A 26,148-nucleotide genomic window follows, 5' to 3' on the forward strand; every position below is an offset into this window, starting at 1 on the left:
CTGCACCGGCCTCCCGGAGTGGCCACGTTGCCCCGCGACATGGGGTCCGCGCTGGCGGGCACCCGAGGGAGGGGATACCGCGCTGCCCTCCGCGCCATCGGAGGGCCGGTGGGCGTGGGGGCGGGCCACCGCACGTCATGGACTCGGACCCGGCGTCGAAGGCGGAACGGATGTGGATGGTGCGTGTGGAGCGCACCCTGGGCGCGGTGGCCGCGCGCAGCCACCGCCGGCCCACGCTCGCCCTGCTCCTGGCCGTGGTGCTGGCGGCGGTGGGGGGCCTGTTCGCCCGGAACCTCTCCCTCAACGCCAACCTGGTGGACCTGCTGCCGCGCTCGTTCGAGAGCGTGAGGGACTTGCACACGCTGGAGCAACGCTTCGGCGCGCTCGGCTGGGTGGCGGTGGTGGGCGAGGGCGGAGACACCGAGTCGCTGAAGCGCTTCGCGGACGACCTGGCGCCGAAGCTGGAGGCGCTGCCCGGCATCCGCTTCGTGGAGGCGAAGCGGCCCAACGCCTTCTTCCGCGACAGGGCGCTCTACTTCCTGTCCGAGGAGGACCTGAGGGAGGTCCACCGCCGGCTGGAGGCGCGCATCGCCTGGGAGCGGAAGCAGGCCAACCCGCTCTACGTGGACCTGGTGGGCGAGGAGCCCCCATCCCTGGACTTCTCCGACCTGGAGCGGAAATACAGCGGCGGCGCCGGCCATCGGCTGTCCTCCAACGGGGGCGACTACTACCTGGACCCGATTGCGCGCCGCGTGGTGCTGCTGGCCAAGCCGGACACCACCTCCGCGGACCTGGGCTACTCGCGCCGCCTCATCGACGAGGTGCGCGAGGTGCTCGACGCGCAGGACCTGTCGAAGTACGGGCCCGGCTTCCAGGTGGACATCACCGGCACCTTCCAGAAGAAGATTGACCAGCAGGCGCAGATTGCCCGCGACATCGCGGTGTCGTCCGCGGTGGCGCTGGGGCTGATGCTCCTCTACCTCCTCTTCCACTTCCGCGGCGCGCTGGCGGTGGGGCTGGTGCTGACACCGGTGGCGGTGGGGCTGGCGTGGACGTACGGGCTGGTGGCGCTGGTGTACGGGCAGGTGAATCTGCTGACGGGCTTCCTGGGCGCCATCCTCGGGGGCCTGGGCATCGAACACGGCATCCACCTGCTGGGGCGCTACCTGCACCTGCGCGGCGAGGGCGCTTCCTCCGAGCAGGCCACGCGCGAATCCTTCGTCCACACGGGTGGCGCGGCGCTGGTCTCCGCGCTGGTGGCGGCCCTCACCTTCTTCGTGCTGGGCACCTCGCGCTTCCGCGCGTTCCGGGAGTTCGGCGTCATCGCCGGCGTGGGCATGGTGGTGCTCGTCGCCGCGTACGTGCTGGTGCTGCCCGCGCTGCTGGGGCTGACGTCGCGCTGGGGATGGCGGCCCCGGCGCTCGGCCACCACGCCCCCCCAGGCTCCCATGGGCCACATCCTGGTGCGGCGCCGCATCGTCCTCACCACCGTGTCGGCGGTGCTGCTCTTCGGACTGTTCACCCAGGTGACGCGGGTGCGCTTCGACTACGACTTCCGCTCGCTGGAGGACCAGGGCCTGCCGTCCTTCGTCCTGGACCGCGAGGTCAACCGCATCATCGGCTACTCGCAGACGCCGGTGGTGGTGCTCACCGACACGCCGGAGCAGGAGCGGAAGGTGGCCCACGCGCTCCAGGAGGCCCAGCACGAGCGAGGCGAGGACTCCACCATCGACTTCGTGGCCTCGTTGTCCTCGCTCGTTCCGCCGGCGCAGCGGGAGAAGCAGGCCCTGCTCCAGGACCTCGCTCGGCTGCTGGAGACGGTGCCGGAGGGACGCCTGTCGCCGGAGCAGCGCGAGCAACTGGCGGAGCTGCGCCGCGAGGTCCGGGCCCGGCCCTTCACCCAGGCGGACCTGCCGCCCAGCGTGCGCCAGCAGTTCCAGAGCAGGCAGGGGAACCCGGGCGGCTTCGTGATGGTGTACCCGTCGGTGAGCCTGTCGGACGGGCAGGCCGTCCGCGCGCTGGCGCGCGAGGTGCGCGGCGTGCGGCTTCCGACCGGCGAGCGCGGCGCCGTGGCCGGCGAGGCCCTGGTGCTGGCGGACATCCTGGACATGGTGACGCGGGAGGGGCCGCGCATCCTCGGCGGCGCGACGCTGGCGGTGCTGCTGGCCATGTGGGCGACGCTGGGCGGGCTGCGCATGGCGCTCCTGTGCCTGACGCCCACGGTGGTGTCGGTGCTGGCGCTGCTGGGGTTGATGCCGCTGCTGGGGGTGGAGTTCAACTACCTCAACATCCTCGTCGTCCCCGTGCTCATCGGCACCACGGTGGACGCGGGCGTGCACCTGCTGACGCGCCTGGCGGCTCCGGGCAGCGACTTCGTCGCGGTGTACTCGGAGACGGGGCGGGCCATCTGCGGCGGCCTGCTGACGAGCGCGGTGGGCTTCGGCGCGCTCTTCCTGGCGGACCACCCGGGCCTCAACTCCATTGGCGCGCTGGCCAACCTGGGCTTCGCCACCAACCTGCTCATCATGCTGGTGGCCTTCCCGGCCCTGCTGCTGATGCTGTCCGAGCGCCGGATGCGGCGGCGCCGGGCGCGCCGCACCAAGGAGAAGGCGCCAACGGTGGCGGGGCCTCCGGGCTCGAAGCCGGCGCCGCACGTGAGCTGAACGACTTGCAGTACGCACACCCAGGAAGGGAGGCAGCGATGGCGAAGCACATGAAGGGGACTTGGTTGTGGGCGGGTGCGGTGGCGGGAACCCTGGCGCTGGGGACGGCGTGCAGCTCGACGGAGGCACCGGTGACGCTGGCGCAGGCGACGCCGAGCACGGGGCAGCCGAGCACAGGCCAGCCGAGCACGGGGACGGGAGGCACGGGCACCTCGACACCTGACACCACGGTGCCGGGCACCCCCACGACGACGCCGGGCACCGGGACGGGGACCACCGCGGCGCCGGGCACCGGGACGGGGACCACCGCGGCGCCGGGCACGGTCACCACGACTCCCGGGTACACCACGCCGCCGGGCACCACCACCGCGGCTCCGGGAACGGAGCTGTACGGCTCGGACGCGGGCGTGGGCGGCTCCGGCATTGGGACGACGCCCGGGCTGAGCCCGAATCCCAGCGGCTCGTCCAGCACGTTCCAGCCGCCCGCCGGCACCTCCGTGCTCGACGGCGGCACCGGCTTCTAGGCCACCGGGCAAGGCACGGCACAGACGCCCCCGCGGCGAGCACGTCACGCGCGTGCTCGCCGCTTCTTCATCGGTGAAGCGGCGGGCCCGGGACGGATGCCGTGCATGTCATCATCGGCGCTGATGGGCGCGCCCCGGCGTGTTCTCCCCATGGCGCTGCTGTCCGGCCCACGCGCCGCGACTCACCGCGAGTGAGCGCGCGCGCGCCCGGGTCTCATGCGCCGCCGCTGGACAGCAAGCCCCGCGCCTGCTTTGTCCCGCGGGCGATGAGCACCACCGCGTCCCGAATCCTCTCGCTGCGCGTGGGCCTGCCCCGCGAGCTGGGCACTGCCGGCGCCGCCCACCCCATGGAGCGGCCGTGGACGAGCGCCATCTTCAAGGAGCCGATATCCGGGCCGGTGTGGCTGTCCCGCACGGGCTTCGCGGGAGACGGCCAGGCGGACCTCAAGGTGCACGGCGGCGTGGAGAAGGCCGTGCTCGCGTACGCCGCCGCGCACTACGACTTCTGGCGCCAGCGCCTGGAGCGCGCCGACGTGGGCCCGGGGGCCTTCGGGGAGAACCTCGTCCTCTCCGGCGGCGCGGAGGACAGCGCCTGCATCGGCGACGTGCTCCGCCTCGGAGGCGCGCGCGTGCAGGTGTCCCAGCCTCGCCAGCCCTGCTGGAAACCGGCGCGCCGCTGGGGACACAAGGACCTGTCGCTGCTCATCCAGGAGACGGGGCGCACCGGCTGGTACTACCGCGTGCTGGAGGAAGGCTCCGTGCGCGAGGGTGACGCGGTGGAGTTGCTCGAGCGTCCCTTCCCCGCCTTCACCGTCGCCTTCGCCAACCACGCCATGCACGGGCACGACCCCGACGCGGCGGCCGCGCTGGCGGAGTGCCCGCTGCTGTCACCGGGCTGGCGAGAGTCGCTGCGCCGCCGCGCGCGGGGCACCCGGGGCGACGACCGCCCCCGTCTGGAAGGGCCCAACTCCGCCGGCTGAAGGACACGCCCGGCCCGACAAGTTGTCCCCAGGTCCTGTTCCCGGCGCCGCCCGAAGAGCGGGCGGCCGGAGGGGCGCACCCTGCACACCGGATATCGGCTGCTCACGTTCCGGTCGCAGCAGCGAGCAACCCTCAACCCGGGAGTGCAGACCATGAAGAAGTTCCTCAAGACGAAGCTCGTCGTCGCGTCCCTCACCGCCGGCGTCCTCGCGTTCGGTACCGCCTGTAAGTCGGACTCGGGCGCGACAAAGGAAGAACCCGCCGCGCCGTCCACCACGGGCGGCGACACCGGAACCACGGGCGGCGACACCGGAACCACGGGCGGCGACACCGGGACCACGCCTCCGGGCACGGGCGGCACGGGCACGGAGCCTGGCATGGAGCCGGTGGAGCCGGGCACGGAGCCCGGCATGGAGCCGGGCACGGGCGGCACGGGCACTGAGCCTGGCATGGAGCCGGTGGAGCCTGGCATGGAGCCGGTGGAGCCCGGCATGGAGCCGGTGGAGCCCGGCATGGAGCCGGTGGAGCCGGGCACGGGCGGCACGGGCACGGATGAACCGGCCACCGGCAGAGACGTGGACACGGGCGACATGGGTCCGGGCACGGGCAGGGGCGACGTGGGTACCGGCGCGGGTGACACGGGCACCAGCGACGACACCTCCATGGACCCGTCGGGCACGAGCGGCAGCACGGGCACCAGCACCGACCCGGGGACCGGCGGCAGCAAGTAACCCGGCGCCCGGCCTGACAGCTTGAAGCCGGGGAAGGTGCCCGCGCGTGAACAGCGCGGGCACCGCCATTTCAGGGGCCGTTGAAATCCCGTGGCGGCATGCCCACTCCGAAGGCATACCTCGGCACGCTGCCCACACCCCTGCCCCCTCGCCCCCATGAAACAGTACGAGAAGAAGCTCGACGCTCAAGGCCGCCCCTACCTGGAGACGTCCCTGCCGGGGCTGTTGCTCACCCGCCTGCCACTGCTCAACAAGGTCACCTCCTTCACCTGGGAGGAGCGCGAGGCCTTCGGCCTGATGGGCCTGCTGCCCACGCATGTCTCCTCGCTGGAAGAACAGGTGGAGCGCTCCTACGACAACTTCAAGAGCTTCCGCACCGACCTGGAGAAGCACGTCTTCCTGCGCGCGCTCCAGGACCGCAGCGAGGTGCTCTTCTACGCGCTCCTCGACAAGCACATCGAGGAGATGATGCCCATCATCTACACCCCCACGGTGGCGCAGGCGGTGGAGCAGTTCAGCCGCATCTACCGCTACCCCCGCGGGCTGGTGGTGAACCCGGAGAACATCGACCGCATCGACTCGCTGCTGGAGAACACGCCCTTCCCGGACGTGCAGCTCATCGTCGCCACCGACAACGAGGGCATCCTCGGCATCGGCGACCAGGGCTTCGGCGGGCTGGGCATCTGCATCGGCAAGCTGTCGCTGTACACGGCGGCCGCCGGCATCGACCCGGCGGTGACGCTGCCGGTGGAGCTGGACGTGGGCACCCACCGGCAGGACCTGCTGGACGACCCGCTCTACCTCGGCGTGCGGATGAGGCGCCTGGAGGGCCAGGCCTATGACGACTTCATCCACCGCTTCGTCACCGCGCTCCAGCGCCGCTTCCCCCGCGTGCTCCTGCAGTGGGAGGACTTCAGCAAGCAGAAGGCCTTCGACGTGCTGGAGCGCTACCAGGACGTGCTGCCGTCGCTCAACGACGACATCCAGGGCACGGGCGCGGTGGTGCTCGCGGGCCTGCTGGCGGCGTCCCGGCGCAGCCAGCAGCCGCTGGCGCAGCAGACCTTCGTCGTCCACGGCGCGGGCGCGGGCGGCGTGGGCGTGGCGCGGCAGATTGTCCGCGGACTCCAGCTCCAGGGCCTGAGCCTGGAGGCGGCGCGCGAGCGCATCTTCCTCATCGACTCCAAGGGCCTCATCCTGAAGGACCGCAAGGGGCTGGAGCCGTACAAGCGCGAGCTGGCACAGGACCCGGCGCGAGTGGCGGGCTGGAAGCTCCAGGGCGCCATCCCCTCGCTGCTGGAGACGGTGCGCGAGGCGAAGGTGACGGTGCTGCTGGGACTGTCCGGCCAGCGCGGCGCGTTCGGCGAGGAGGTGGTGCGCGAGGTGGCGCGCCACACGCCGTACCCCATCGTATTCGCGCTGTCGAACCCCACGGCCAACAGCGAGGCGGCTCCGGAGGACGTCTACCGCTGGACGGCCGGCCGGGCGCTGGTGGCCACGGGCAGCCCCTTCCCCGACGTGGAGTGGGCGGGCACGCGCCACCCGGTGGGCCAGGGCAACAACGCGTTCATCTTCCCGGGCCTGGGGCTGGGCGTGCTCACCTGCCGCGCGCGGAAGGTGACGGACGGCATGCTCACCGCCGCGTCGCTGGAGCTCAGCGGGTACGTGGATGCGCAGCGGCTGGCGCAGGGTGGCCTCTACCCGCGCATGGACCGCATCCGCACCGCCAGCAAGCGGGTGGCGCTGGCCGTCATCCACCAGGCCGTGAAGGACGGCGTCTGCGAAGAGCAACTCCCCGAGGACCTGGAGACCCACCTGGAGAAGCAGATGTGGAGGCCGGTGTTCCTCCCCATCCGCCCGGCACGGGGCGGCTGAGGCCTCGAGGCAACTCCGCCTCACGGGCTTCGCTCACGTCACGCTGACGCCTGGATGGCGCTCGGGCCGGTCCCCGGACACCCGTCGTCCCGGGGCCTGCTTGAGCGGCCGCCCAGGCCCTGGCAGCGTTGCCCCATGACCCCGGACAGGGAGCAGCCGGGCAGGCAGGCCCACGCCGCTCCGGCGGCGCTTCCGAGCGACGTGGAGCCTGGGCGGCCGGCACTGCGCGTCGGTGGCACCTTCGAGGCCGGACAGACACGCTATCGCCGAGGGGTACGAGGTTTGAAAACGGGTGGGGACCGATGAGTGTGAAGCTGCTGCTGGCCGGCCGGCGAGGAGGGGGCGAGTCCCTCTTCTCGCCCCCCGAGGAGGCACAGTCCTGGCTGCGGCGCGTGGAGGGCTGGTTCCACGAGCACACCGGCGAACTGCTGGAAGGCCTCCACCGCGGCACCGGCCCCCTGGGCGCCCCCATGCTCCGGCTGCGCCTGCACCCCGCCGCGAGCGAAATCTCCCTCGTCGCGGCCAGCGGCGGCCGGCTCGTCGTCTCCGCGGAGACGTCCGCGGTGGGCCCCGGCTACCACGTCTTCCTGTGTGACACGCTGAAGGTGATGGGCGAGGCGCTCGGGGTGACGTGGGCGGACGCGAACGAGGCCGCGAGCATGGGCGACCCGACGGGCTACTTCCACACGGGCGAAGCGGGCCCGGTGGAGGTGTACATGCTGGCGTCCATCCAGGAGTCCGTCGCCCGGGTGCTGCGCATGCGCCGCCTGGGAGAGTCCGGCTTCGGGCTCTCCATGCGCTTCGGCCACACCTTCGAGCACCCGGGCGCGCTGCTGACACCGCTGGGGCCTCGCGACGAACGGTGGCTGCGCAACGTGTACGACGACCCGCGCCTGGGCATCGACGTGTTCCCCTGGTGGAAGCCCGGCATCCACGCACGCACGCGGCTGAACCGCGCGCTGTGCCGCCTGTGGACGGACGTGGTGTGGCGCCCGCCCCTGCTGGACGAGGAGCGCGGGCGGCTGCGCGACGTGGCCCGCCTGCTGGAGCTGGCGTGGCGCGAGGACCCGGCGCTGCCCTACCCCTGGCGCGAGTGGCAGGAGGTGCTCGGCTACCTGGGCGTGGGCGGCACGCTGGCGGAAGAGGTCCGCCGCCGCGCGGCCCAGGCCCGGGGAGGCCCGCCCATGGGCTACCGGCGCGGCGCCGTGCAGGTGGCGCTTCCGGAGGGCTGGGAGATTCGCATCCCCGGCTCGCTCGCGGAGGCGCACCTCCAGGACGGCACGTGGGTGGCGAGGGACCACCGGCGCAGCGTGCGCTTCGTTCCACTGGAGGACGGAGCGGAGGACAGCCTCGCGCCCACCAGCGCCGAGCGCCGCGCGCTGGAACTGGAACACCACGGCAAGCGGGTGAGTGGCCGCGCCTCGCTGCACGTCGAGCCGGGCGAGTGCCGCCTGACGGCACTGTGCAGCTCCGGCAGGCGCCGGGCCCTCTGCGTGGTGAGCTTCGACGACCCGGACGAGCAGGACTGGGCGCTGGGAACCTGGCGCTCACTGGACCATGCCGCCGCCGCCTGACCGGTGTTCCACCAGCTCCGGGGCTGAGAGCCACCGTGTGTCCGTGCTAGCGTGAGCCCCGAGTCCTCAGGGGGCACGCGCGGCATGTCGATGATTCAGTTCACCCGGAACTACACGGACCGTTCGAACGACTACGGCTTCCAGTTCGAGTTCTTCTGCGACAAGTGCGGCAACGGGCACATGTCGCCGTTCATCGCGAGCAAGGTGGGCGTGGCCACGGGCCTCCTGCGCGCGGCGGGCTCCTTCTTCGGCGGCACGATTGGCCGGGCGGCGCACGCGGGCACGCACCTGAAGGACGCGCTGCGCGGCCAGGGCTGGGATGACGCCTACGCCGAGGCGGTAGGCGAGGGGAAGAAGCACTTCAAGAACTGCACGCGGTGCGGGAAGTGGGTGTGCCCCCAGTCGTGCTGGAACGAGACGCGCGGCATGTGCGAGGCCTGCGCGCCGGACCTCGGCGAGGAAGCGGCCTCCATCCAGGCCCACGTGGCGGTGGAGCAGGCGCGGGAGAAGGCACGCAAGGTGGACCAGGTGGCGTCGCTCGACATGAAGGCGACACGCGTGGCGGCGTGCCCGCACTGCAACGCGAGGGTGGATGGAGGGAAGTTCTGCGGCGAGTGCGGCAAGCCGCTCACCGCGCAGAAGGTGGGCTGCGGCAAGTGCGGCCAGGAGATTCCGGAGCGCGCGAAGTTCTGCCCGGAGTGCGGCACGCCCCGGAGCGGGTGAGAGGCACGCGCGCCGGGGAACTTGCAGTGGGTGCATGGAATCGCCCGCCAGAGCTGCCGCGAACCTGCGGACATGGCTCTCGAAGATAGGCGGCGTGGCACGTAGGCTCCAGGCACCATGTCCCGGGACACGCAGGAAGACGGAGTGCGGCAAGTGTACGGGGAGATTGCCCCGGCCTACGAGGCGCTCTTCCCGGTGTTGCACCGGTACGAGGACCGGGTGGAGCGCTTCCTCGCGGAGGCGGTGACACCCGGGTGCCGCGTGCTGGACGTGGGCTGTGGGCCGGGACTGCACACGCGAGGCCTGGAAGCGTCCGTCGCTGTGGTGGGCACGGACCTGTCCCCGGAGATGCTGGAGCTGGCGCGGCGCGCTCGGCCCGAGGGGGCGTGGCACCTGCACAGCTACCACCAGCCGATTCCCCCGGAGTGGGGGCGCTTCCACGTGGCGCTGGCGATTGGCTGCCTCGACTTCTGCGAGGATCTGCCGCGGGTGCTCGGTCATCTCTCCGCGGCGCTGGAGCCGGGTGGACGGCTGCTCTTCACGGTGCTGGAGCGGCGGCCCGGGCTCGAAGGCCATGAGTCCCCCACGCGAGAGGTGCAGACGGCAGGCCCGGCCGTGACACTGCACCTGTACTCCTTCGAGGAGACGGCCCGCGCGGTGACGGGCGCGGGCCTGCTGCCCCGTGCGTATGTGCACGCGCCCGGCTGGGTCCACCTCACGGAGCAGCGGACCATGTGGTTCGGCTGGTGGGACGTGGAGCGGCGGTAGGCCCCGGCTCGCGCCAGAAATTCCAGTTCCCATTTTCCGCCCCTTCGCCGGTCTCACTCACAGACACTTCCGGAAGCGCGGCCCGCAAGGCCCTCGCCAGCGGATGAACAGGAGTCAGGGACATGGGGACGAAGGAACGACAACGCCGGGGAAGCAGCACCGCGGCGCTGCTGCTGGGGCTCGTGGCCTGTGGTGCGCCGCCGCCACCAGATACCGCGAACGGATGCACCGTACCGGAGTGGGAGGTCCTCCAGCTGGGCACGCCCGGGGAGGACGAGGCCGCCGCGCTCGCGGTGGACGAAGCATGCCATGTCTTCTTCGCGGCCACCTCGAATGGGGCCTGGGGAACGGAGGGCACCGCCGGGAGCTCGGATGCCCTGCTCGGCCGGCTGGAGCCGGATGGGCGCCTCGCGTGGACGGCCGCGCTCGGCTCGCCCGCGTGGGATGGAGCGAATGACCTGGCTTTGACGCCTGATGGAGACTTGCTGCTGCTGGGCACCACCCAGGGCGCGATGCCGGGCGCGGCGCACCTCGGAGAGACGGACCTCTTCGTCGCCCGCTACGGAGTGGATGGCACACGGCGCTGGATGAAGCAGCGGGGCTCCGCGGAGCCGGAGATGGCGAGCCGCCTCGCGCTCACCCCGGAAGGAGTCTGGACGGTGGGCAGCACGCAGGAGGCGCCCGAGCGCGGCTGGGAGGTAATGATTGAGCGGCTGTCCCTGGAGGACGGCCAGGTCCGGCGGCGCCACACCTTCGGCGCGGACGGAGAGCGCTACGACGGTGAGGTGGGCCACGCGGCCGCGCGCGCCCCGGACGGTGGGCTGTACGTCGTGGGCACCACGCTGGGGCCGCTCGCCGGCACGCCACAAGGAGGCTTCGACCTCTTCCTCGTGCGGCTCGGCCCCGAGGGAGAACGCCGGTGGGCGCGACAACGAGGCACGCCCGACACGGATGCCGTCTTCGACGTGGCCGTGGACAGCCATGGAGACGTGGTGGTGCTCGCCATGTCCTACTCGGACCTCATCACGGGGAGCTTGGAGAATGACGGGCGGCAGTCTCCCTTCCTCCTGAAGTTCGACGCGGACGGAGCGCTGAAGTGGATGCGGCGGCTCGGTGCGGCGGAGGACTTCAGCCGCGCACGGAGCATGACGCTGGACGCGGAGGGCCACGTGTACGTGGCGGGCGTCACCACCGCGGCGCTGGACGGGCCCGGCCAGGGAGGGCGTGATGCATTCGTTGCGCGCTACACGCCGGACGGAGAGCGCGTGTGGGTGCGCCAGCTCGGCTCGCCCGCGGACGATGAGGTGCAAGACGTGGCGCTGTCTCCGCGCGGCGACGTGCTGGTGATGGGAACGACCCACGGCGAAATACCGGGTGGAGGCGGGGCGCACGGAGGGCGGGACCTCTTCCTCGCGCGGTGGCGCGCGGATGGGAGCCGCTGAGTGGCGAGCAGCCCGGCCCCCGAGGTGTCAGCGCCTCGAATGTGAGTCTTTCATGCCGGCTCCATGATGACTCCATGAAGATGTGCTGGCGTTGCGCTGGATAGCGTGGCGCCATGCTCCTCTTCGGACTCGGAGTGGTGGCGACGAGCCTCGTCCACGCCACCACGGAAGCGCCCATCACCGCCGTCACCGTCTACAGCGACCGGGCCCGCGTGGTGCGGACCGCCACCCTCGGCGTCTCCGGCACCCAGCGCGTGGAACTGCCCCGGCTGCCGGACTTCGTGGACCCGGAGTCCATCCGCGTCGAGGCCCAGGGCGCCGAGGTCGCCTCCGTGGACGTGCGCCCCGCCAGCGCCCCACCCTTCCCCCAGCAGGAGGCGCGAAAGCTGCTCGACACGCTGGACCGGCTGGATGACACCATCACCCGCGTGGGCGCGGAGCGCGCGGCCCATGAGGCCCAGCTCGCCGCGCTTCGCCGGGTGCAGCCGGTGGTGCCGCGAGGTGACGACGACCTCGCCTCTCGGGTGCCGGCGATGGCGCCCCTCGCCCCCGCGACGTGGGGCACCTCCGCGGCCTTCCTCGTCGACACCGCCGCGAAGCTGGAGGCGCGCATCCGCGCGCTGGCGGACCAGTCCGAATCCCTGCGGACGGAGCGCTCGAAGCGCCTCGAAGAGGCGGGCCAGCTCGGAGCGCGGCCCCGGAAGCCCGGCATCGAGGTGGCCGTCACCCTCGCCGGCACCGGGCAGGCGAAGGTGCAGCTCTCCTATCTCGTTCCCCAGCACGTCCGCTGGTACCCGCGCTACGAGCTCCAGCTCATCCCGGAGCAGCAGCGCGTGCAGGTGGCCTTCTCCGGCCGCGTCAGCCAGGAAACGGGCGAGGACTGGGAGGGCGCGAAGCTCACGCTCAGCACCGCCCTGCCCTCCACCGCCACCGCGCTGCCCCGGCTCGCCACGTGGAAGATTGGCACCACCGAGCGCTTCATCCCCACGCCCAAGGCACGGGAGGAGACCGCCAGCCCGCCCCCGCCCCTGCCGAATCGTATTCCCGAGCCGGACCTGGAGCTCGAGCTGCGAAGGCAGCTCCTGGCCCGCGCGGGCAGGCCCGATGAAGAGCCGGAGACGGTGGCCGCCAGCCCTCCGGCCCCCGCCCAGGCACCGGCCGACCTGCCCAACGCTCCGGGCAACATCATCGGCACCGTCATCGACGCCCAGAGCCGGCAGGTCGCGCCCGATGTCGTCGTCACGGCAACGTCCCCCTCGTACAGTGGAGAGCACGTCGTCGTCACGGATGAGCAAGGCAACTACCGCATCCCCAACCTCCCCTCCGGCGTCTACACCCTGAGGTTCGAGAAGGAGGAGTTCAGGCCCTACGCCCGCGCCGACGTCCGGCTTCGCGCCAACCGCACCATCCGGGTGAACGTGGAGCTGCTCCCCGAGAGCCTCGGTGAGGTCATCGAAATCACGGGGCGTGCGCCCACCCTCGACGTCGGCTCCACCACCACGGGGGTGCCCGTCGACCAGGAGTTCACCCGGAGAATCGCCGTCTCCCGGCCCGGTGCCAGGGGCGGCTCGAGCACGAGCTTCGAAAGCGGGACCCTGCCCTCGGGCGCCCTGGAGGTGCAGACCTCCGTGGGCCTGGCGCCGCCCGCGGGCTGGAGCCCTCCGAGACTGGACCCGCGCTCGCCGGCCGCGCTCGCCGGAGGCTACGACCTGGCCTTCACCGCGCCGCGTCCGGAGACGGTGCGCAGCGGCCAGGGCGAGCGCACCATTCCCCTGCGCATCGAGTCCTGGCCCGTGCAGGTCGAGCGTCAGGTCTTCCCCGCCCTCGCGCCGGACGCCTACCTCGTCGCCCAGCTCAAGAGCCCCTCTCGAAGCGTGCTGCCCGGCGGCGAGGCCTCCCTCTTCGTCGGCGCCGACCCCGCCGGCTCCGCCGCGTTGGAGCTCGTCGTCCCCGGCGAGCCCTTCACCCTGCCGCTCGGCGTGGACCGCTCCGTGCGCGCCGCCCGCAACATCCGGCTCGTGCAGTCCAGGGAGGGCCTCCTCTCCAAGGACGACGTCAACACGTACGAAGTCACGCTGGAGGTGCCCAACCCGTACAACTTCCCCCTGCCGGTGCGCGTGGTGGACCAGTGGCCCCTCAACAAGGACGGCAAGGTGGAGGTGAAGCTGGTGCGCACCACGCCCGCCGCTCGCCAGGACGAGAAGACCGGCGAGCTGAGCTGGGACCTGGTGGTGCCGCCCTCCAGCAAGAAGACCGTCTCCTTCGAATACACCCTGCGCCGTCCCCTGGACTGGCGCCTGTACCAGAGCCCGTGAGGACGCTCCCATGTACCTGCTCCCGCTGACCCTCGTGGCGCTCGCCACCACGTCCCAGGTCTCCTCCGTCGTCATCTACCCGGACCGCGCGCAGGTGACTCGCGCGCGGACGGTGACGTGCACCCACGCCACCACCGCCGTCTTCGAGCACCTGCCCCCGGCCGCGTCCCGGGAGAGCTTCCGCGCCCGCGCCACCGGCGCCACTCTGGAGGGCCTCACCGCGGAGACCCGGACGCGCGAGCAGGAACTGGCGCCCGAGCTCGCGAAGTGGGAAGCGCGTGCCGTCGAGCTGGACCGCGAGCTGGTCACCCTGGACGCCGCGGCCCGGCAGGCGAAGGACCTGGACCGGCTGTCGCAGGGCTTCACCGAGGTGGCCGTGGCCCGCGTCACCCACGAGCTCACCGCGTCGAAGGCGGACACGCGCACCTGGGCCTCGGCCTTCGACTCGGCGCTGGCGGTGCGCCTGCGCGCGGTGAAGGAGGCGCGGGATGTCGCGGAGAAGCAGCGCGCGGTGGAGCAGCGACAGGCCGAGGCGGAAGCGGAGCTGGCGCGCCTGAAGACGCTCGCCGCGCGAAGCGAGCAGCACGTGGAGGTACGCCTGTCCTGCCCCGAGGGCTCGCAGGTCCGCGTGGAGCTGACGTACCTGGTGGGCGGCACGTCCTGGGTGCCGCTCTACGAGGCGCGGGAGGAGGAAGCCTCGGGCGTCGTGGAGCTGACGACCCTGGCCACGGTGCGCCAGGAGACGGGCGAGGACTGGGCGGGGGCGAAGCTATTCCTCTCCACCGCGCAGCCTCGGCAGGACGCCACGCCGCCCGAGGTGACGCCGCTCCATGTCTCCGCCGTGCAGAAGCCGAAGGAGCGCAAGGTGCTGGTGCGGCGCGAGGAGCAGCACGCGCACGCCGAGGCCGGCGCCGGGGCGGAGGACGCGGAGGGCCAGGGCCTGCGCGTCTCGGCCCAGGGGCTGTCCGTGCAGTGGGAGGCCCAGGAGGCGACGCGGGTGCCTGGGGACGGCAGCGCGGTGCGGGTGCGCCTGGGCCGCCACCGCCTCAAGGCGAACCTCTCCTGGCGCACGGTGCCCAAGCTGCACCCGGTGGTCTTCCGCGTGGCGCGCCTGGCCAACACCACGCCCTTCCCGCTGCTGCCGGGCCCGGTCAGCCTCTTCCGGGACACGGGCTTCCTGGGGCACCAGCAACTGGGACGCGTGGCGAAGGGTGCGCCCTTCGAGCTCACCTTCGGGCTGGAGGAGGGGCTGCGCGTGAAGCGCACCGTGGTGGAGGAGGTGCAGCGTCCCAAGGGACTCTTCGGCGGCAAGCAGCGCTTCCGCTACGCCTACCGCTTCCAGCTCACCAACCTCCGCGAGCGTCCCGAGACGGTGGAGCTGTCCGAGCACATCCCCGTCTCCGAGCTGGAGGACGTGAAGGTGGAGCTGGAGCCGGAGTCCACGGCCGGGTACACGCTCGCGGCGGAGGACGGCATCGCCACGTGGAAGGTGAAGCTGGCTCCGGGGCAGGAGCGCACCGTGGACCTCCTCTTCCACGTGGACGCGCCCTCCAGCTACGACACCGGCGGGCTGTAGGTGCGTGGTGCCTCGGAGCCACGGGGTGTGGCTCCGAGGCCACGCCGGGTGGCTGCGCTCACGGCGACGCCCGGCCTTGCATGATGGGCCTGAGCGCGCATGTGGCTTGCATCCGGGCGCGCTCTCAACGAGACGCGCGCTTGCGCCCCCAACCAAGGCCCCCAATGAACATCCCATCCCTCCGCCTCTGCATCGTGCTCCTGCTCGGCACCGCGTGTGCTTCCACTCCGGAGCGCGCCGCGCTGGACGACGGCCCGAGCGAGTACACGGTGGCGGAAGACATCCACGTGCGCCGGCTCGCGCCCGGCGTCTGGCTCCACACGACGTTGGCGGGAGAGGACTTTGACCGCTACCCCGCCAATGGGCTGCTCATCGAGGACGGCGGGGAGACGCTGCTCGTGGACACGGGGTGGAATGCGCGGCACGCGGAGCAGTTGGTGGCGTGGGCCCGGGACACCCTGCACCGCCCGGTGCGCGCGGCCGTGGTGACACATTTCCATGAGGACCGGACCGGCGGCGTGCCCGCGCTCGTGGCGAAGGGACTTCCTGTGTACGGGCTGGAGGACACCGCGAGGCTCGCGAAGGAGCGAGGCCTGCCCGTGCCTCCGCGCACCTTCTCCCAGGAGCAGGCGTTGGGGCCCCTGGAGCTCTTCTTCCCCGGCGCGGGCCACGCGAGAGACAACATCGTGGTGTTCCACCCGGGGAGCGGCGTGCTCTTCGGTGGCTGCTTCGTGAAGGATGGCGCCGCGAAGGACCTGGGCAACGTGGCGGACGCGGCCGTGTCGGCCTGGCCCGCCAGCCTGGAGCGCACGCGAGAGCGCTTCCCGGGCCTCCAGGTGGTGGTGCCCGGCCACGGTGCGCCCGGCGGTCCGGAGCTCCTCGGCCACACCGAGGAATTGCTTCGCTGAAGTCCTCCACGAGTTCTCCACCGTGGGTGCCCGGCGCGTCTCACTTCCGCGCCGGGTCGTCACCCGTGGAAACGTGGACGCAGGGGGAGCGCAACCGCGTGGCCATGGCGTGGAAGCACGGGTCTCGTGCGCCGCGTGGGCAGCGGCGAGCGTTGAGCAGCGCACGCGAGATGGGCCGCTCCGTGCTCGCCTGTCTGCCCTCTTCCGTCTGCCCATGGACATCCCGGACCTCCCGCGCGGCCCGGTTGAATGGGCTGCCCATTCCATCGTTCCTACCCTGCGCGCACGGAGCGCGGGCCGGACGACGGCCATGGTTGGGGATGGAGGGGAGACATGAAGCGGATGGCGGCGGTGGTGGTGCTCGCGATGACGGTGAGCGGTTGCACGGCGTCGAGGATGGAGCAGCGGAACGGCTGCTGGGTGCGGCAGGTCCGCAGCTTCCCATCCAAGCTCAAGGAGGAGATTGGTCCCTGTGCACGGCCGACGCCGGTCTGGTCCGAGGACCGGCTGACGCGGCTGGTGCAGGAGTGCGTGATGCACGCGGACTACCGCTGGCAGAGCAGCGCGCTGGTGGCGTGGAACCGGGGTGACCCGCTGCCGGAGCGCGAGCCGGAGGAGAAGGTGCTCGCGGCGTGCATGGCGCGGGCGGAGACGGTGCTGAACGCGGAGAAGAGCGCGGTGGAGCAGCGCCTGAGCGAGGTCTCCCAGGAGCGGGACACGCTCAAGGCCCACCTGGAGAAGGAGCGCGGCGCGTATCAGGCGAGCATCGAGAAGGTGCGCGCCCAGCACGATGCCAGCATGGAGCAGGCGCAAGCGCGGCATGACGCGCACATGTCGCGGGCGCGGGACCAGATGCACGAGAGCAACAACCGCCTGACGGAGGTGCTGGGCGAGGCGGCGAAGAAGCCTGCGCCCGCGGCCATCGCGACGGCGACCTCTTCGTCCACGAGTGAGGGCAAGGCGAACACGCAGAGCGACTCGCTGGCTCGGGGCGACTCGACGTCGCGAGGAGATTCGACGTCGCGAGGGGATTCCTCGTCGCGGAGGGACTCGACGTCCCGGGGTCCACGCGTGGCGAAGCCGACGTCCGGCGAGCCGCTGCCCATGTGCCCGCCTCGTCTGGCGGCGAAGCAGGTGCGGGTGGACCTGAGCCAGAAGGAGCCGGCCAGCACGGAGGAGCCCACGGCGTGCAAGCCGCCCGAGCCCTCCGAGTCGTTCCAGCCGGACCCGGCTGTGCAGCCCGTCCTCACGACGCCGCCCGAGCAGACCGCGAAGGCGCCGACGCCGCTCGAGCCCGAGGGCGAACAGCCCGACGCGGCGAAGTAGGCACAGGCGATACGGACTCACGTGAGAAGACAGCCCTCCTCATCGAACGTGGGTGAGGAGGACCACGCGCGTGTGGCGCCGCGCACTTCAGACCAGGTGGGCGACCTCCAGGATGAAGCCCTTGGCGTTCATTCCTTCCAGCACTTCACGGAGCTTCGGGGAGATGAGCAGCCGGCGCTCCGGCCTCAGCTCACCGCGCCTGCAGCCGAAGTACTTGTCGGTGATGCACAGGTCGCTGCCATCATGGCTGGCGCGCTTCAGGTACAGCTCGGAGATCTGGTTGAGCCCCGCCATGTGCCTCTTCGGACAGCGGAACTCACCGCGCTCGTCCAGGTCGAAGGGGTTGTTGCCCGCCACCGTCTTCGCATCCAGCTTCAGGGGCTTCGAGGTGAAAACGGGGCGGTACCACTCGGAGGGCTGGGGGCCCTTGCGGCCGTTGTGGAAGACGGGACGGAACTCCGCGCCGCGCAGCCCATGCTCCTTGAAGGCCGCCACGAACCGGGAGGACACCACCACCTCTCCCGCGATGCTCTGGGCGATGTCCTTGCTTTTGGGAATGCGCTTCGTGTTGAGGATGAGTTCGGTCTTCAGCGGAGCGTCCGCGCCGCAGTGCTTGCACGCGGCCGCGTCGTCGTACTCGGTGCCGCACATGGAGCCCGGCGGCTCGAAGTACGCGCGGATGATGAGGTCCAGCAACTCTGCAGACTGGAGTTCTTCCGCCGTGTACTTGCGATGGATGTGCCAGTAGGTGAAGAAGAGTTCGCCCTTCTTCCTCTGAGCACGCTGGATGTCTCCAATCTCCTGGACGCGGGGGTCATCGCCTGGAAGCACCACCTTCCGCAAAATGTCGCTCAGGGGAACTCCCAGGTCGGGAGCAAGGAACCTCCGGGCCCTGTCTTCAGCGATTCTGAATTCGAAGGTCTCGCGCATGTTCAAGGGGTGATGCCGATGAGCTGGGGAATCGGGTACTTGGCGTAGACTTGTACGAGAATGTCCGTCAGTTCCTGTGGATTGGGTCTTCTTTGACCGTACCTCCACTCCTGGCGAAACGCCTGAGTAATGGCTTTGTGGTACGCGATCGGCAGCCGGTACGTCTGCCCGTTCTTCGGGCCTCCCAGGTACATGGGTATCAGGTGGTGGTTCTCGTACCCTGAGCTGTTCGGGTACGTCGCCTGTGCCTCCTTGAGCCGCTGGTAATAGGTCTGCCGTGCCTGGAGCACCACCGCATGGTTCGCGGTGCGTTGCGCGCGAACCTGGACCTGCAGAGGCGTCGGCCGTGGAGTCGCAAGCAGTGGAGGCTGACGCACGGCCCTCGCGCCGCCACCGCGCCGCACCGGTGGCCGCAGGGCAACGGCGCCATCGAGCGGGTCCGTGCCCCAGACGAGGTGCTCCCAATCGTCAGGAAGGAAGGCACCAGGCGGGCCTCCATCCCCCTCCTCCGTGGCCCCTTCCACGAAGACGCTTCCCTCCACTGGAGCCACTTCACCAGCGGAGTCCTCCCTCACCGCCTCCGCCCCACCCGCACACGCGAGCAGCAGCAGGACCACACAAGCCAAAACGAACTTCAATCGACGCATCGGAACCGCTCCATCGAAGGAGTGACACGGACTGCCGCGGCGCTCGTGTTCCAACTCCAGTCCCGATGCAGTGCGCCGACCCGGGCATTCCAGCACGCACCCCGTCCGAGCAACACCACGAGTCCGCGCGTGCCCCGCTGTCAGGCCCCGCCCCACCTCCACGTCCCTGCGAAGCGACGGAATCCAGAGGTGCCACGGGGCTGTCCCCGGGCTCCCGTGTCTGGCCGTGGGCGCCCTGCGCTCACGCACCGGACAGGGTGTCCCCGGGTCCATTGCTCGCGGTGGCTCCCTCACATCGGGCCGTCCGGCGACGGGCCACCGCAAGGTCCACCAACGGAGCTGACTCCACACGTGGGGTCATCTCAGAACTAGCTCAACTGGTAAGAGCACAAGACACTGAATCTTGGGGTTGGAGGTTCGAATCCTCCGTTCATCCAGAGAGTCCTGCCTGGAGCTGATGCGGACGCTGGCCCTCCACTTCCACCCTCCCCCGCGGTGATGCCCGGCCGTCCGCCAGGGCGACAGGTCCACCCCGAGCCGTCAGCGGGAGCACCTGCCGCCGTCCGTGGACGCAGCCCGGCCCACAGGCGCGGGAAGGCGGGAAGCGGTCAGGGCACGCAGCCGGCGCTTCACATCCGTGAAGGGTGGGGCTCTCACTTTTTCGGAAGTACCCGGGACTCCCGCGCGATGCCGCGCACTCACAGGTCCCGGTCTCGAAGCTCCCCGAAGCGGGGAGAAGGGAGGTGCGCGATGAGCATCATGCGTGTGGATGTCGGGCAGAACGAGCGGGCTTTCGTCCTGGTGGACGAGCAGCCGTCGCGCTACCTCGTGCCCGGCCGGTACTGGCTGGTCTACCCCTTCCGCAAGGTGCGGCTGGTGCGCGTGAGCACCGAGCAGCCCCTCGCCAACCTCGACACCGCCCTGCTCGGCCTCGTGCCCGAGGCGGACCTCCAGGTGGTGGAGCTCGGCGCCGACGAGCGCGCCGTCCTCTTCCACAAGGGCCGCCCCGTGAAGTGGCTCGGCCGCGGCCAGCACCAGGTGTGGACGGTGGAGCGCATCCCCGGCCGCGCCCTCGTGCCCGCCGCGCCGTCCGTGCGCGTGGAGCGCGTGGACACCTCCGGCATCGCCACGGCGCCGCTGCGCGACGACGTGCGCGCCCTGGTGCCCGCCAGTGACTACGTCGAGGCCACCGCCGCGGAGGGCAGTGTCGTGCTGCGCTACGTGGACGGCACCCTGGACGCGGTGCTCCCCGCCGGCCGTCACGCGGCGTGGACGGTGGCGCGCAAGGTGCAGCTCGCCCTCATCGACCTGCGCGAGCGCCTGCTCCACGTCACCGGCCAGGAGGTGATGACGAAGGACCGCGTCACGCTGCGCCTCAACCTCTCCGCGGCCTTCCGCGTGGCGGACGCGCGCCGGCTCGCGGTGGTGGCCCGCTCTCCGGATGACGTCCTCTACCTCGCCATGCAGCTGGCGGCGCGCGAGGCCGTGGCGGAGCGCACGCTGGACGAGCTGCTCGCGTCCCGCGAGGCGGTGGCCGAGGGCCTCTACGCCGACGTGAAGGGCCGCGCCGACACGGTGGGCCTGGAGCTCTTGCGCTTCGGCATCAAGGACGTCGTGCTGCCGGGCGAGATGAAGGAGCTGCTCAACCGCGTCATCCAGGCGCAGAAGGAGGCGGAGGCCAACGTCATCCTGCGGCGCGAGGAGACGGCCGCCACGCGCTCCATGGCGCAGACGGCGAAGGTGCTGGCGGAGAACCCGCTGCTGGTGCGCCTCAAGGAGCTCGAGGCGTACAAGGACCTGGCGTCCAAGGTCGGCCAGGTGCACCTGGTGCTCGGCGAGGGCGCCGTGCCCACGCTGCAGCTCAAGGGCTCCTGAGACTGGCGTGACAGGCTGAAATACGGAGGGCCTCCGGGGAACACACCCCGGAGGCCCTTCGTGCTTTCAAGCCAGCGCTACGCGAGGCTCACGGGTCCAGGCGGGCCTGGAAGTCCATCCAGCTTCCCCAGATGGGCTTGTACGCGCAGCTCGTCGGCCGGGCGGCCCAGGACAGGATGGCGCGCATCCGGATGGTCCGGCCGCTGTTCCACGCGCACGTGGTCGGCGCGTTCGTCGCCAGCGCGTTGGCCGAGTGGTACCAGGACGGGCCCTGCGGCGAGATGTTGTTCGTCACGTGGACGCCGCCCATCGTGGCGTACTCGAAGGTGCCGTTGAGGTCGCAGTCGAAGCAGAAGAGCACGTACTCGTTGCTGCCCGTGGGGAACGCGCCGTAGCCGAAGTTCTGGCGGATCTCCACGTCACAGGCGGCGCGCCGTTGCTGCGGGTGCAGGCCGCAGCCATTCATCTTCTCGTACCAGCTGTTGAAGTTGTAGATGGTCGCCGTCACGCCCTGCGTCGTCGACTCGCGACACCGGCCGAACTGCGCCTCCAGCTCCGCCTCCGAGGCACCGGCGTCCACCGCGCTCTGGTACGCCGCACGCGCGTTGTCGTCACACACCTGCGTCTGCGCCGCGGCCGTCAGCGGAAAGCCCGCGCACACCGCGGCCAACAACCCCAACGAACGGAAGACAGAACGATGCGTCATGAGTGGCCCCCAGGGCTCGGAAACCGAGCCGGTCTAGCCGTCGCGAATGACGGCTTTTAGACGTTAAACATGTTTCACTCATATTTCCATCAATATTCACCATGGGTGAATACACACCCCCATTGAGGACTGACTCGCGAATCAACCTCGACTAGCTTCACCGCTCCCGCACCGACTGAAGAGGAGCCCGCGATGACGTCTCCGAGCCACTACGTCCCCAACCTGCGCGACATCGAGTTCAACCTCTTCGAGTTCCTCGACATCGGCCGCACGTCGCTCGGCCGCGCGCCCTTCGGCGACCTGGACGAGACGGCCGCGCGGCAGATGCTCCAGACCTTCGCCCAGCTCTGCACGGGCGAGCTGGCCGCCTCCTTCGACGAGGCCGAGCACAACCCTCCGAAGCTGGAGGGCGGGAAGGTGACGCTGCCGCCGGGCCTGAAGGGCGCGATGGGGGCCTTCTACGACGCGGGCATGCACCTGCTGGAGCAGCCGCCACACCTGGGAGGCCTGGGCGCGCCGCCGTCGCTGGGCTGGGCCGCGTTCGAGTTGCTGGCGGGCGCCAACGCGTCGCTGGCCTTCTACACGCTGGGAAACCTGCTCGCGCGCATCATCGACCGGCTGGGCACGGACGCGCAGAAGCGCCGCTTCCTGCCGCACATGGTGGAGCGCCGCTGGAGCGGCTCCATGGTGCTGACCGAGCCGGACGCCGGCAGCGACGTGGGCGCCGCGCGCACGAAGGCGCGCCACGTGGGCGGCGAGGTCTGGGAGATTGAGGGCGTCAAGCGCTTCATCACCAACGGCGAGTCGGACATGGCCGAGAACATCGTCCACATGGTGCTGGCGCGGCCGGAGGGCGCGGGACCGGGCACCAAGGGCCTGTCACTCTTCGTGGTGCCCAAGTACTGGGTGGAGGAGGACGGCAGCCTCGGCGAGCTCAACGGCGTGGTGTGCACCAAGCTGGAGAAGAAGATGGGGCTGAAGGGCTCCGTCACCTGCGAGCTGACGTTCGGCGACGGGAAGCCGGCGCGGGGCCTCCTGCTGGGCGAGGTGCACGACGGCATGCGGCAGATGTTCTACGTCATCGAGCAGGCGCGCATGGCGGTGGGCGTGAAGTCCATGGCCACGCTGTCCGCCGGCTACGAGCGCGCGCTGGCCTTCGCGAAGGACCGCCTCCAGGGCGCGGACCTCCTGCAGGCGCGCGACAAGACGGCGCCGCGCGTGCCCATCTTCCGCCACCCGGACGTGCGCCGCATGCTGATGGCGCAGAAGGCCCACGCGGAGGGCATGCGCGCGCTGTGTCTCTACACCGCCTCCGTCCAGGACGGCGTGGAGCTGAAGGGCGGCCACCGCGCCACCGAGGCCGGCGAGCTGGACACGCTCAACGACATGCTGCTGCCGCTGGTGAAGGGCTACTGCTCGGAGAAGGCGTACGAGCTGCTGGCGCTGTCGCTCCAGGTGCACGGCGGCTCGGGCTACCTGACGGACTACCCGGTGGAGCAGTACATCCGGGACCAGAAAATCGACACGCTCTACGAGGGCACCACGCACATCCAGGCGCTGGACTTGCTGATGCGCAAGGTGGCGCGCGACGGCGGGGCGACGCTCCAGGGACTGCTGGCCCAGGTGCGCCAGACGGCCGAGGGTGACGGCGGCGGCAAGGAGCTGGAAGCCGAGCGCGCCGCGCTGGGCCGGGCGCTGGGAGACGTGGAGACGATGCTCGGCACGCTGATGGGCAAGCTGGGCGAGTCCGTCTACCACGTGGGCCTGCAAGGCAACCGCGTGCTGATGTCGGTGGCGGAGCTGGTCATCGGCTGGCTGCTGGTGCGCCATGCGCAGGTGGCCCTGGAGCGGATGAAGGAGAACCCCGGCGACAAGGCCTTCTACGTGGGCAAGCTCGCCAGCGCCCGGTGGTACTGCCACGAGGTGCTCCCCGGCCTCGCCCACGCCGCCCGCATGGTGGAGGCGGGCAACCTGGACCTGATGGAGGTGCCGGAAGAGTCGTTCTGACATCGCCGCGAGGTGCTCCCCGGCTTCGCCCACCTGGTGGAGGCGGGCGGCCCGGGCCGGATGTCGGTGCCGGAGGAGCCGTTCCGGCGCGGTGACGTGTTGTCCCCCGGCCGCACCCGTGGCCGAGGGGAGACGCCTGGGAGTCCCACTGTGGTGACAGGGCCCGCATCCCCGCGTCCTCTTGGGGGCCTGAGCACTGGCCCGGGGTTCGCAATGGGTGCGGGTGTCATGCTCTCCGCACTGTCCATCGCCGCCGCCCTCGCCCTCTCCTCTCCGGCCACGCAGGAAGGGGCCGTGTACGAGCTGGCGCCCTTCGCGGGCCACCTCGTCGCCTGCACCTCGGAGGGCCTGGAGGTGCTCACCTCCGGCGGCCAGCCGGTGCGGGTGCTGGGCACGGAGGAGGGGCTGCCGGGCACCTCGTGCCTCGCGCTGGAGGTTGCCGGAGAGCGGCTCTTCGCGGCCACCGACGCGGGCATCGTCTCCGTCGACGCAGCCTTCGAGCTGGAGCCCGTGCTCGACGTGGGCTGGCACACGCTGCCGGCCGCCGAGGACGCGAGCACCGCCGAGTACGTGGAGCGCCTGGACCTGCTCGCGAAGGTGCTGCCTGCGGACGCCACGTACACGGTGCTGACCTCGCGCTACGCGGGCACGATGGAGGGACGCGTGCTGGAGCTGGGCACGGAGCGCGCGTGGACCGTCGACGGGCCCGTGTGGCGCATCGAGGAGGAGCCGCACGGCGTGCAGGTCGCCGCGGGCGAGGGCGCGTTCTTCATCGACACCCAGGGCCGGCTGGCGTCTCGCTGAGCACCGGGTGCGCGTCGCCCCGGCTCACGAGCGGCTGGTGCTGGAGGTGCTCGACGACGGCCCCGGGCTCGCTCCCGGCTGGGAGGCCGCCTCTGGCTGCATCGGCGTGGCCAACGTCCGCGCGCGGATGAGCAACTCGAATCCAACACCGGCGTTCGACCGCGAGGTCACCTTGTAGGCTCGGCCGACCTCTTTCGTGCGCTCGATGGAGACGAAGTCGTCGTAGGCCACGAAGCGGGCGATGCGCCACATCTCTCCCATGAAGTCACGGTCGTCGGGACCGGTGACGACCAGCGCTCCTGCGTCCCTGCGTAGCTCCCAGCCCGCCTTGAGGATGGCGTTGACCTCGATGGAGATGGCCTGAGAGACGTCTTCCTTCGTCACGCACGGCTCCTGGCGCCCTCGATGAGCGGGCCGGTGACATAGCATCGCGACAGCCTGATGGCGTCGTATCGTTCGCCCGGCCCGCCAGCCAGGAAACGGGGCTCGCTCCGTATACCCCTCCAGGGGCAAGGGGGCCGGTCCCCTCCCGGGAACGAGCGAGCGATGCGCGGATGGCACGTGGTACTGGCGGTGATGTGGGCGGGACTGGCGGCGTGTGGCGGGAGCGACGGTGGCGGGGGCGTCGTGGAGGAGACCGTCCCCGTGGAGCGGGCGGACTTCAATGCGAAGGCCGCCGAGGCCCTGTGCGAGCGGTACGCGCGCTGTGGGCTCATCGAGGACCGGGAGCGCTGTCAGGCGCAGGAGTTGTCCTCGGGCTTCGTGAGGCAGGTCGGGCTGGGCACGCGGCACGACGCCGCGCTCACGGACGGACGCGTGCGCTACGACGCGGACGTGGCCAGGCAGTGCGTGGAACACCTCCGCGGTGGGAGCTGTGAGGACACCCCGGTCAGCCTGCCCATGCGGAACCGGGGCATCGAGTACGACACGCAGTGCCGCTTCCTCCTGGGACAGGTCGAGGACGGAGGGACGTGCCAGTGGAGCACCGAGTGCCGCGACGGCGCGTATTGCGACGCGCTCCCCTGGACCTGCGGAGGTGCGTGCCGGCGGGAGCCGCTACCGGAGTTCATCCTCGCGACCGACGCGTGCCCGCCGGGCACCGTCCTCATCGGCGGCAGGTGCCTCACGCCCGGAGGCGAGGGAGCGCGCTGCGGAGCCGAGGATGGCATTCCGGTGGGCGTCTGCGACCAGGGTACGTGGTGTGACCAGGCCAGTCGAACGCACGGAACCTGTCAGCCCATGAGCCGCGAGGGCGAGGCATGCGACGACTACGAGGGCGCGCGGTGTGGTTGGTCCCTGTTCTGCCGGGACGGCCGCTGCCAGAAGCCCCGGGGCGAGGGCGAGTCCTGTACGGCCCCGGGCCTCGGCCGCTTTGGAACGCAGGAGTGCCGTGACGAGCTGTTCTGCGATGGCGACAGCCGCCAGCCCGGCACCTGCCGCCCCAGGCGCGGAGCGGGCGCCGCCTGCCGCGGTCCCTTCGAGTGCGAGACCGGCATGGACTGCCCCGGCGCGAAGTCCGACGGGAGCGCGTGGGGTACGTGCCGGCCGGCGCCGCGCCAGGGTGAGTCCTGCGCGGACGCGCTCTGCGGCCCGGGGCTGGTCTGCGCCTCCGCGACACAGACCTGCGTGCCCACCGTTCGCCTGGGGGAGCCGTGCGAGGTCGAAGAGAACTGCTACCTCTCCGGCACCTGCGTGGACGGTGTCTGCCGTCCCATCGGCGCGCAGTCCTGCAAGTGACGCACGGCGAGGGGAACGGTGACGCGCCGTTCCCCTCGC

At 71.2% G+C, this 26,148-nt stretch carries 21 protein-coding genes and 1 tRNA gene; 18 read left to right on the forward strand and 4 right to left on the reverse strand.

The annotated features are described in order from the left end of the window. The first annotated feature begins 170 nt into the window (after positions 1-170). The 13 genes from K8638_RS30230 to K8638_RS30290 all read left to right on the forward strand — a co-directional run bounded on the left by K8638_RS30230 (position 171) and on the right by K8638_RS30290 (position 17,403). On the forward strand, positions 171-2,663 hold the full coding sequence (locus K8638_RS30230; RefSeq protein WP_223758146.1) for an RND family transporter: 2,493 nt from the start codon (positions 171-173) through the stop codon (positions 2,661-2,663). A gap of 38 nt (positions 2,664-2,701) precedes the next feature. After that, on the forward strand, positions 2,702-3,187 hold the full coding sequence (locus tag K8638_RS30235; RefSeq protein WP_223758147.1) for an Erp protein: 486 nt from the start codon (positions 2,702-2,704) through the stop codon (positions 3,185-3,187). Positions 3,188-3,453: 266 nt separating this feature from the next. Beyond that, complete coding sequence (locus K8638_RS30240) at positions 3,454-4,167, forward strand: MOSC domain-containing protein (RefSeq protein WP_223758148.1); 714 nt, start codon at positions 3,454-3,456, stop codon at positions 4,165-4,167. Between the two features lie 153 nt (positions 4,168-4,320). Next, positions 4,321-4,899: a hypothetical protein gene (locus tag K8638_RS30245; RefSeq protein WP_223758149.1), complete on the forward strand. Its 579-nt coding sequence runs from the start codon at positions 4,321-4,323 to the stop codon at positions 4,897-4,899. Between the two features lie 156 nt (positions 4,900-5,055). Continuing rightward, a complete protein-coding gene (locus K8638_RS30250; RefSeq protein WP_223758150.1) occupies positions 5,056-6,771 on the forward strand; it encodes an NAD-dependent malic enzyme in 1,716 nt (571 codons plus the stop codon). A gap of 302 nt (positions 6,772-7,073) precedes the next feature. Further along, positions 7,074-8,345 (forward strand): hypothetical protein, encoded by a 1,272-nt coding sequence (locus K8638_RS30255; RefSeq protein ID WP_223758151.1) that lies wholly within the window; start codon positions 7,074-7,076, stop codon positions 8,343-8,345. An 84-nt stretch (positions 8,346-8,429) separates the two neighbouring features. Then, on the forward strand, positions 8,430-9,068 hold the full coding sequence (locus K8638_RS30260) for a zinc ribbon domain-containing protein (protein ID WP_223758152.1): 639 nt from the start codon (positions 8,430-8,432) through the stop codon (positions 9,066-9,068). Positions 9,069-9,185: 117 nt separating this feature from the next. Beyond that, positions 9,186-9,836, forward strand: coding sequence for a bifunctional 2-polyprenyl-6-hydroxyphenol methylase/3-demethylubiquinol 3-O-methyltransferase UbiG (locus K8638_RS30265; protein ID WP_223758153.1), 651 nt, complete (start codon positions 9,186-9,188; stop codon positions 9,834-9,836). A gap of 122 nt (positions 9,837-9,958) precedes the next feature. Next, positions 9,959-11,278: an SBBP repeat-containing protein gene (locus K8638_RS30270; protein WP_223758154.1), complete on the forward strand. Its 1,320-nt coding sequence runs from the start codon at positions 9,959-9,961 to the stop codon at positions 11,276-11,278. Between the two features lie 113 nt (positions 11,279-11,391). Continuing rightward, positions 11,392-13,593, forward strand: a complete 2,202-nt coding sequence (locus tag K8638_RS30275) for a mucoidy inhibitor MuiA family protein (protein ID WP_223758155.1) — start codon at positions 11,392-11,394, stop codon at positions 13,591-13,593. A gap of 10 nt (positions 13,594-13,603) precedes the next feature. Next, positions 13,604-15,169: a mucoidy inhibitor MuiA family protein gene (locus K8638_RS30280; RefSeq protein WP_223758156.1), complete on the forward strand. Its 1,566-nt coding sequence runs from the start codon at positions 13,604-13,606 to the stop codon at positions 15,167-15,169. A gap of 164 nt (positions 15,170-15,333) precedes the next feature. Then, entirely contained in the window at positions 15,334-16,077 is a 744-nt protein-coding gene (bla, locus tag K8638_RS30285) for a subclass B1 metallo-beta-lactamase (RefSeq protein ID WP_223758157.1), read from the forward strand. A 333-nt stretch (positions 16,078-16,410) separates the two neighbouring features. Then, the gene (locus K8638_RS30290) at positions 16,411-17,403 is read left to right on the forward strand and encodes a hypothetical protein (RefSeq protein WP_223758158.1); all 993 of its coding nucleotides are present in this window, start codon (positions 16,411-16,413) and stop codon (positions 17,401-17,403) included. A gap of 87 nt (positions 17,404-17,490) precedes the next feature. On the opposite strand, the gene K8638_RS30295 is transcribed toward K8638_RS30290, so the two are convergent. Together K8638_RS30295 and K8638_RS30300 are read right to left on the reverse strand one after the other, a co-directional pair. Beyond that, positions 17,491-18,234 (reverse strand): hypothetical protein, encoded by a 744-nt coding sequence (locus tag K8638_RS30295; RefSeq protein ID WP_223758159.1) that lies wholly within the window; start codon positions 18,232-18,234, stop codon positions 17,491-17,493. 101 nt (positions 18,235-18,335) lie between these two features. Continuing rightward, a complete protein-coding gene (locus K8638_RS30300) occupies positions 18,336-18,959 on the reverse strand; it encodes a hypothetical protein (protein WP_223758160.1) in 624 nt (207 codons plus the stop codon). A gap of 385 nt (positions 18,960-19,344) precedes the next feature. On the opposite strand from K8638_RS30300, the gene K8638_RS30305 reads away from it, so the two are divergent. Next, a tRNA-Gln gene (locus tag K8638_RS30305) sits at positions 19,345-19,417 on the forward strand. A gap of 313 nt (positions 19,418-19,730) precedes the next feature. Continuing rightward, positions 19,731-20,855 carry a slipin family protein gene (locus tag K8638_RS30310; protein WP_223758161.1) on the forward strand — a complete coding sequence of 375 codons (1,125 nt, stop codon included), beginning with the start codon at positions 19,731-19,733 and terminating at the stop codon, positions 20,853-20,855. 88 nt (positions 20,856-20,943) lie between these two features. Here the strand turns inward: K8638_RS30310 and K8638_RS30315 are convergent, their stop codons facing one another. Continuing rightward, positions 20,944-21,561, reverse strand: a complete 618-nt coding sequence (locus K8638_RS30315) for a hypothetical protein (protein ID WP_223758162.1) — start codon at positions 21,559-21,561, stop codon at positions 20,944-20,946. Between the two features lie 192 nt (positions 21,562-21,753). Between K8638_RS30315 and K8638_RS30320 the strand changes: the two genes are divergently transcribed. Together K8638_RS30320 and K8638_RS30325 are read left to right on the forward strand one after the other, a co-directional pair. Continuing rightward, on the forward strand, positions 21,754-23,568 hold the full coding sequence (locus K8638_RS30320) for an acyl-CoA dehydrogenase (RefSeq protein WP_223758163.1): 1,815 nt from the start codon (positions 21,754-21,756) through the stop codon (positions 23,566-23,568). A 228-nt stretch (positions 23,569-23,796) separates the two neighbouring features. Beyond that, on the forward strand, positions 23,797-24,372 hold the full coding sequence (locus tag K8638_RS30325; RefSeq protein ID WP_223758164.1) for a hypothetical protein: 576 nt from the start codon (positions 23,797-23,799) through the stop codon (positions 24,370-24,372). Positions 24,373-24,396: 24 nt separating this feature from the next. Here the strand turns inward: K8638_RS30325 and K8638_RS30330 are convergent, their stop codons facing one another. Next, positions 24,397-24,756, reverse strand: coding sequence for a hypothetical protein (locus K8638_RS30330; protein ID WP_223758165.1), 360 nt, complete (start codon positions 24,754-24,756; stop codon positions 24,397-24,399). A 162-nt stretch (positions 24,757-24,918) separates the two neighbouring features. Between K8638_RS30330 and K8638_RS30335 the strand changes: the two genes are divergently transcribed. Further along, the gene (locus K8638_RS30335) at positions 24,919-26,109 is read left to right on the forward strand and encodes a hypothetical protein (RefSeq protein WP_223758166.1); all 1,191 of its coding nucleotides are present in this window, start codon (positions 24,919-24,921) and stop codon (positions 26,107-26,109) included. Positions 26,110-26,148: the final 39 nt, after the last annotated feature.

Source organism: Myxococcus sp. RHSTA-1-4, from assembly GCF_020037125.1.
Taxonomy (GTDB): domain Bacteria; phylum Myxococcota; class Myxococcia; order Myxococcales; family Myxococcaceae; genus Myxococcus.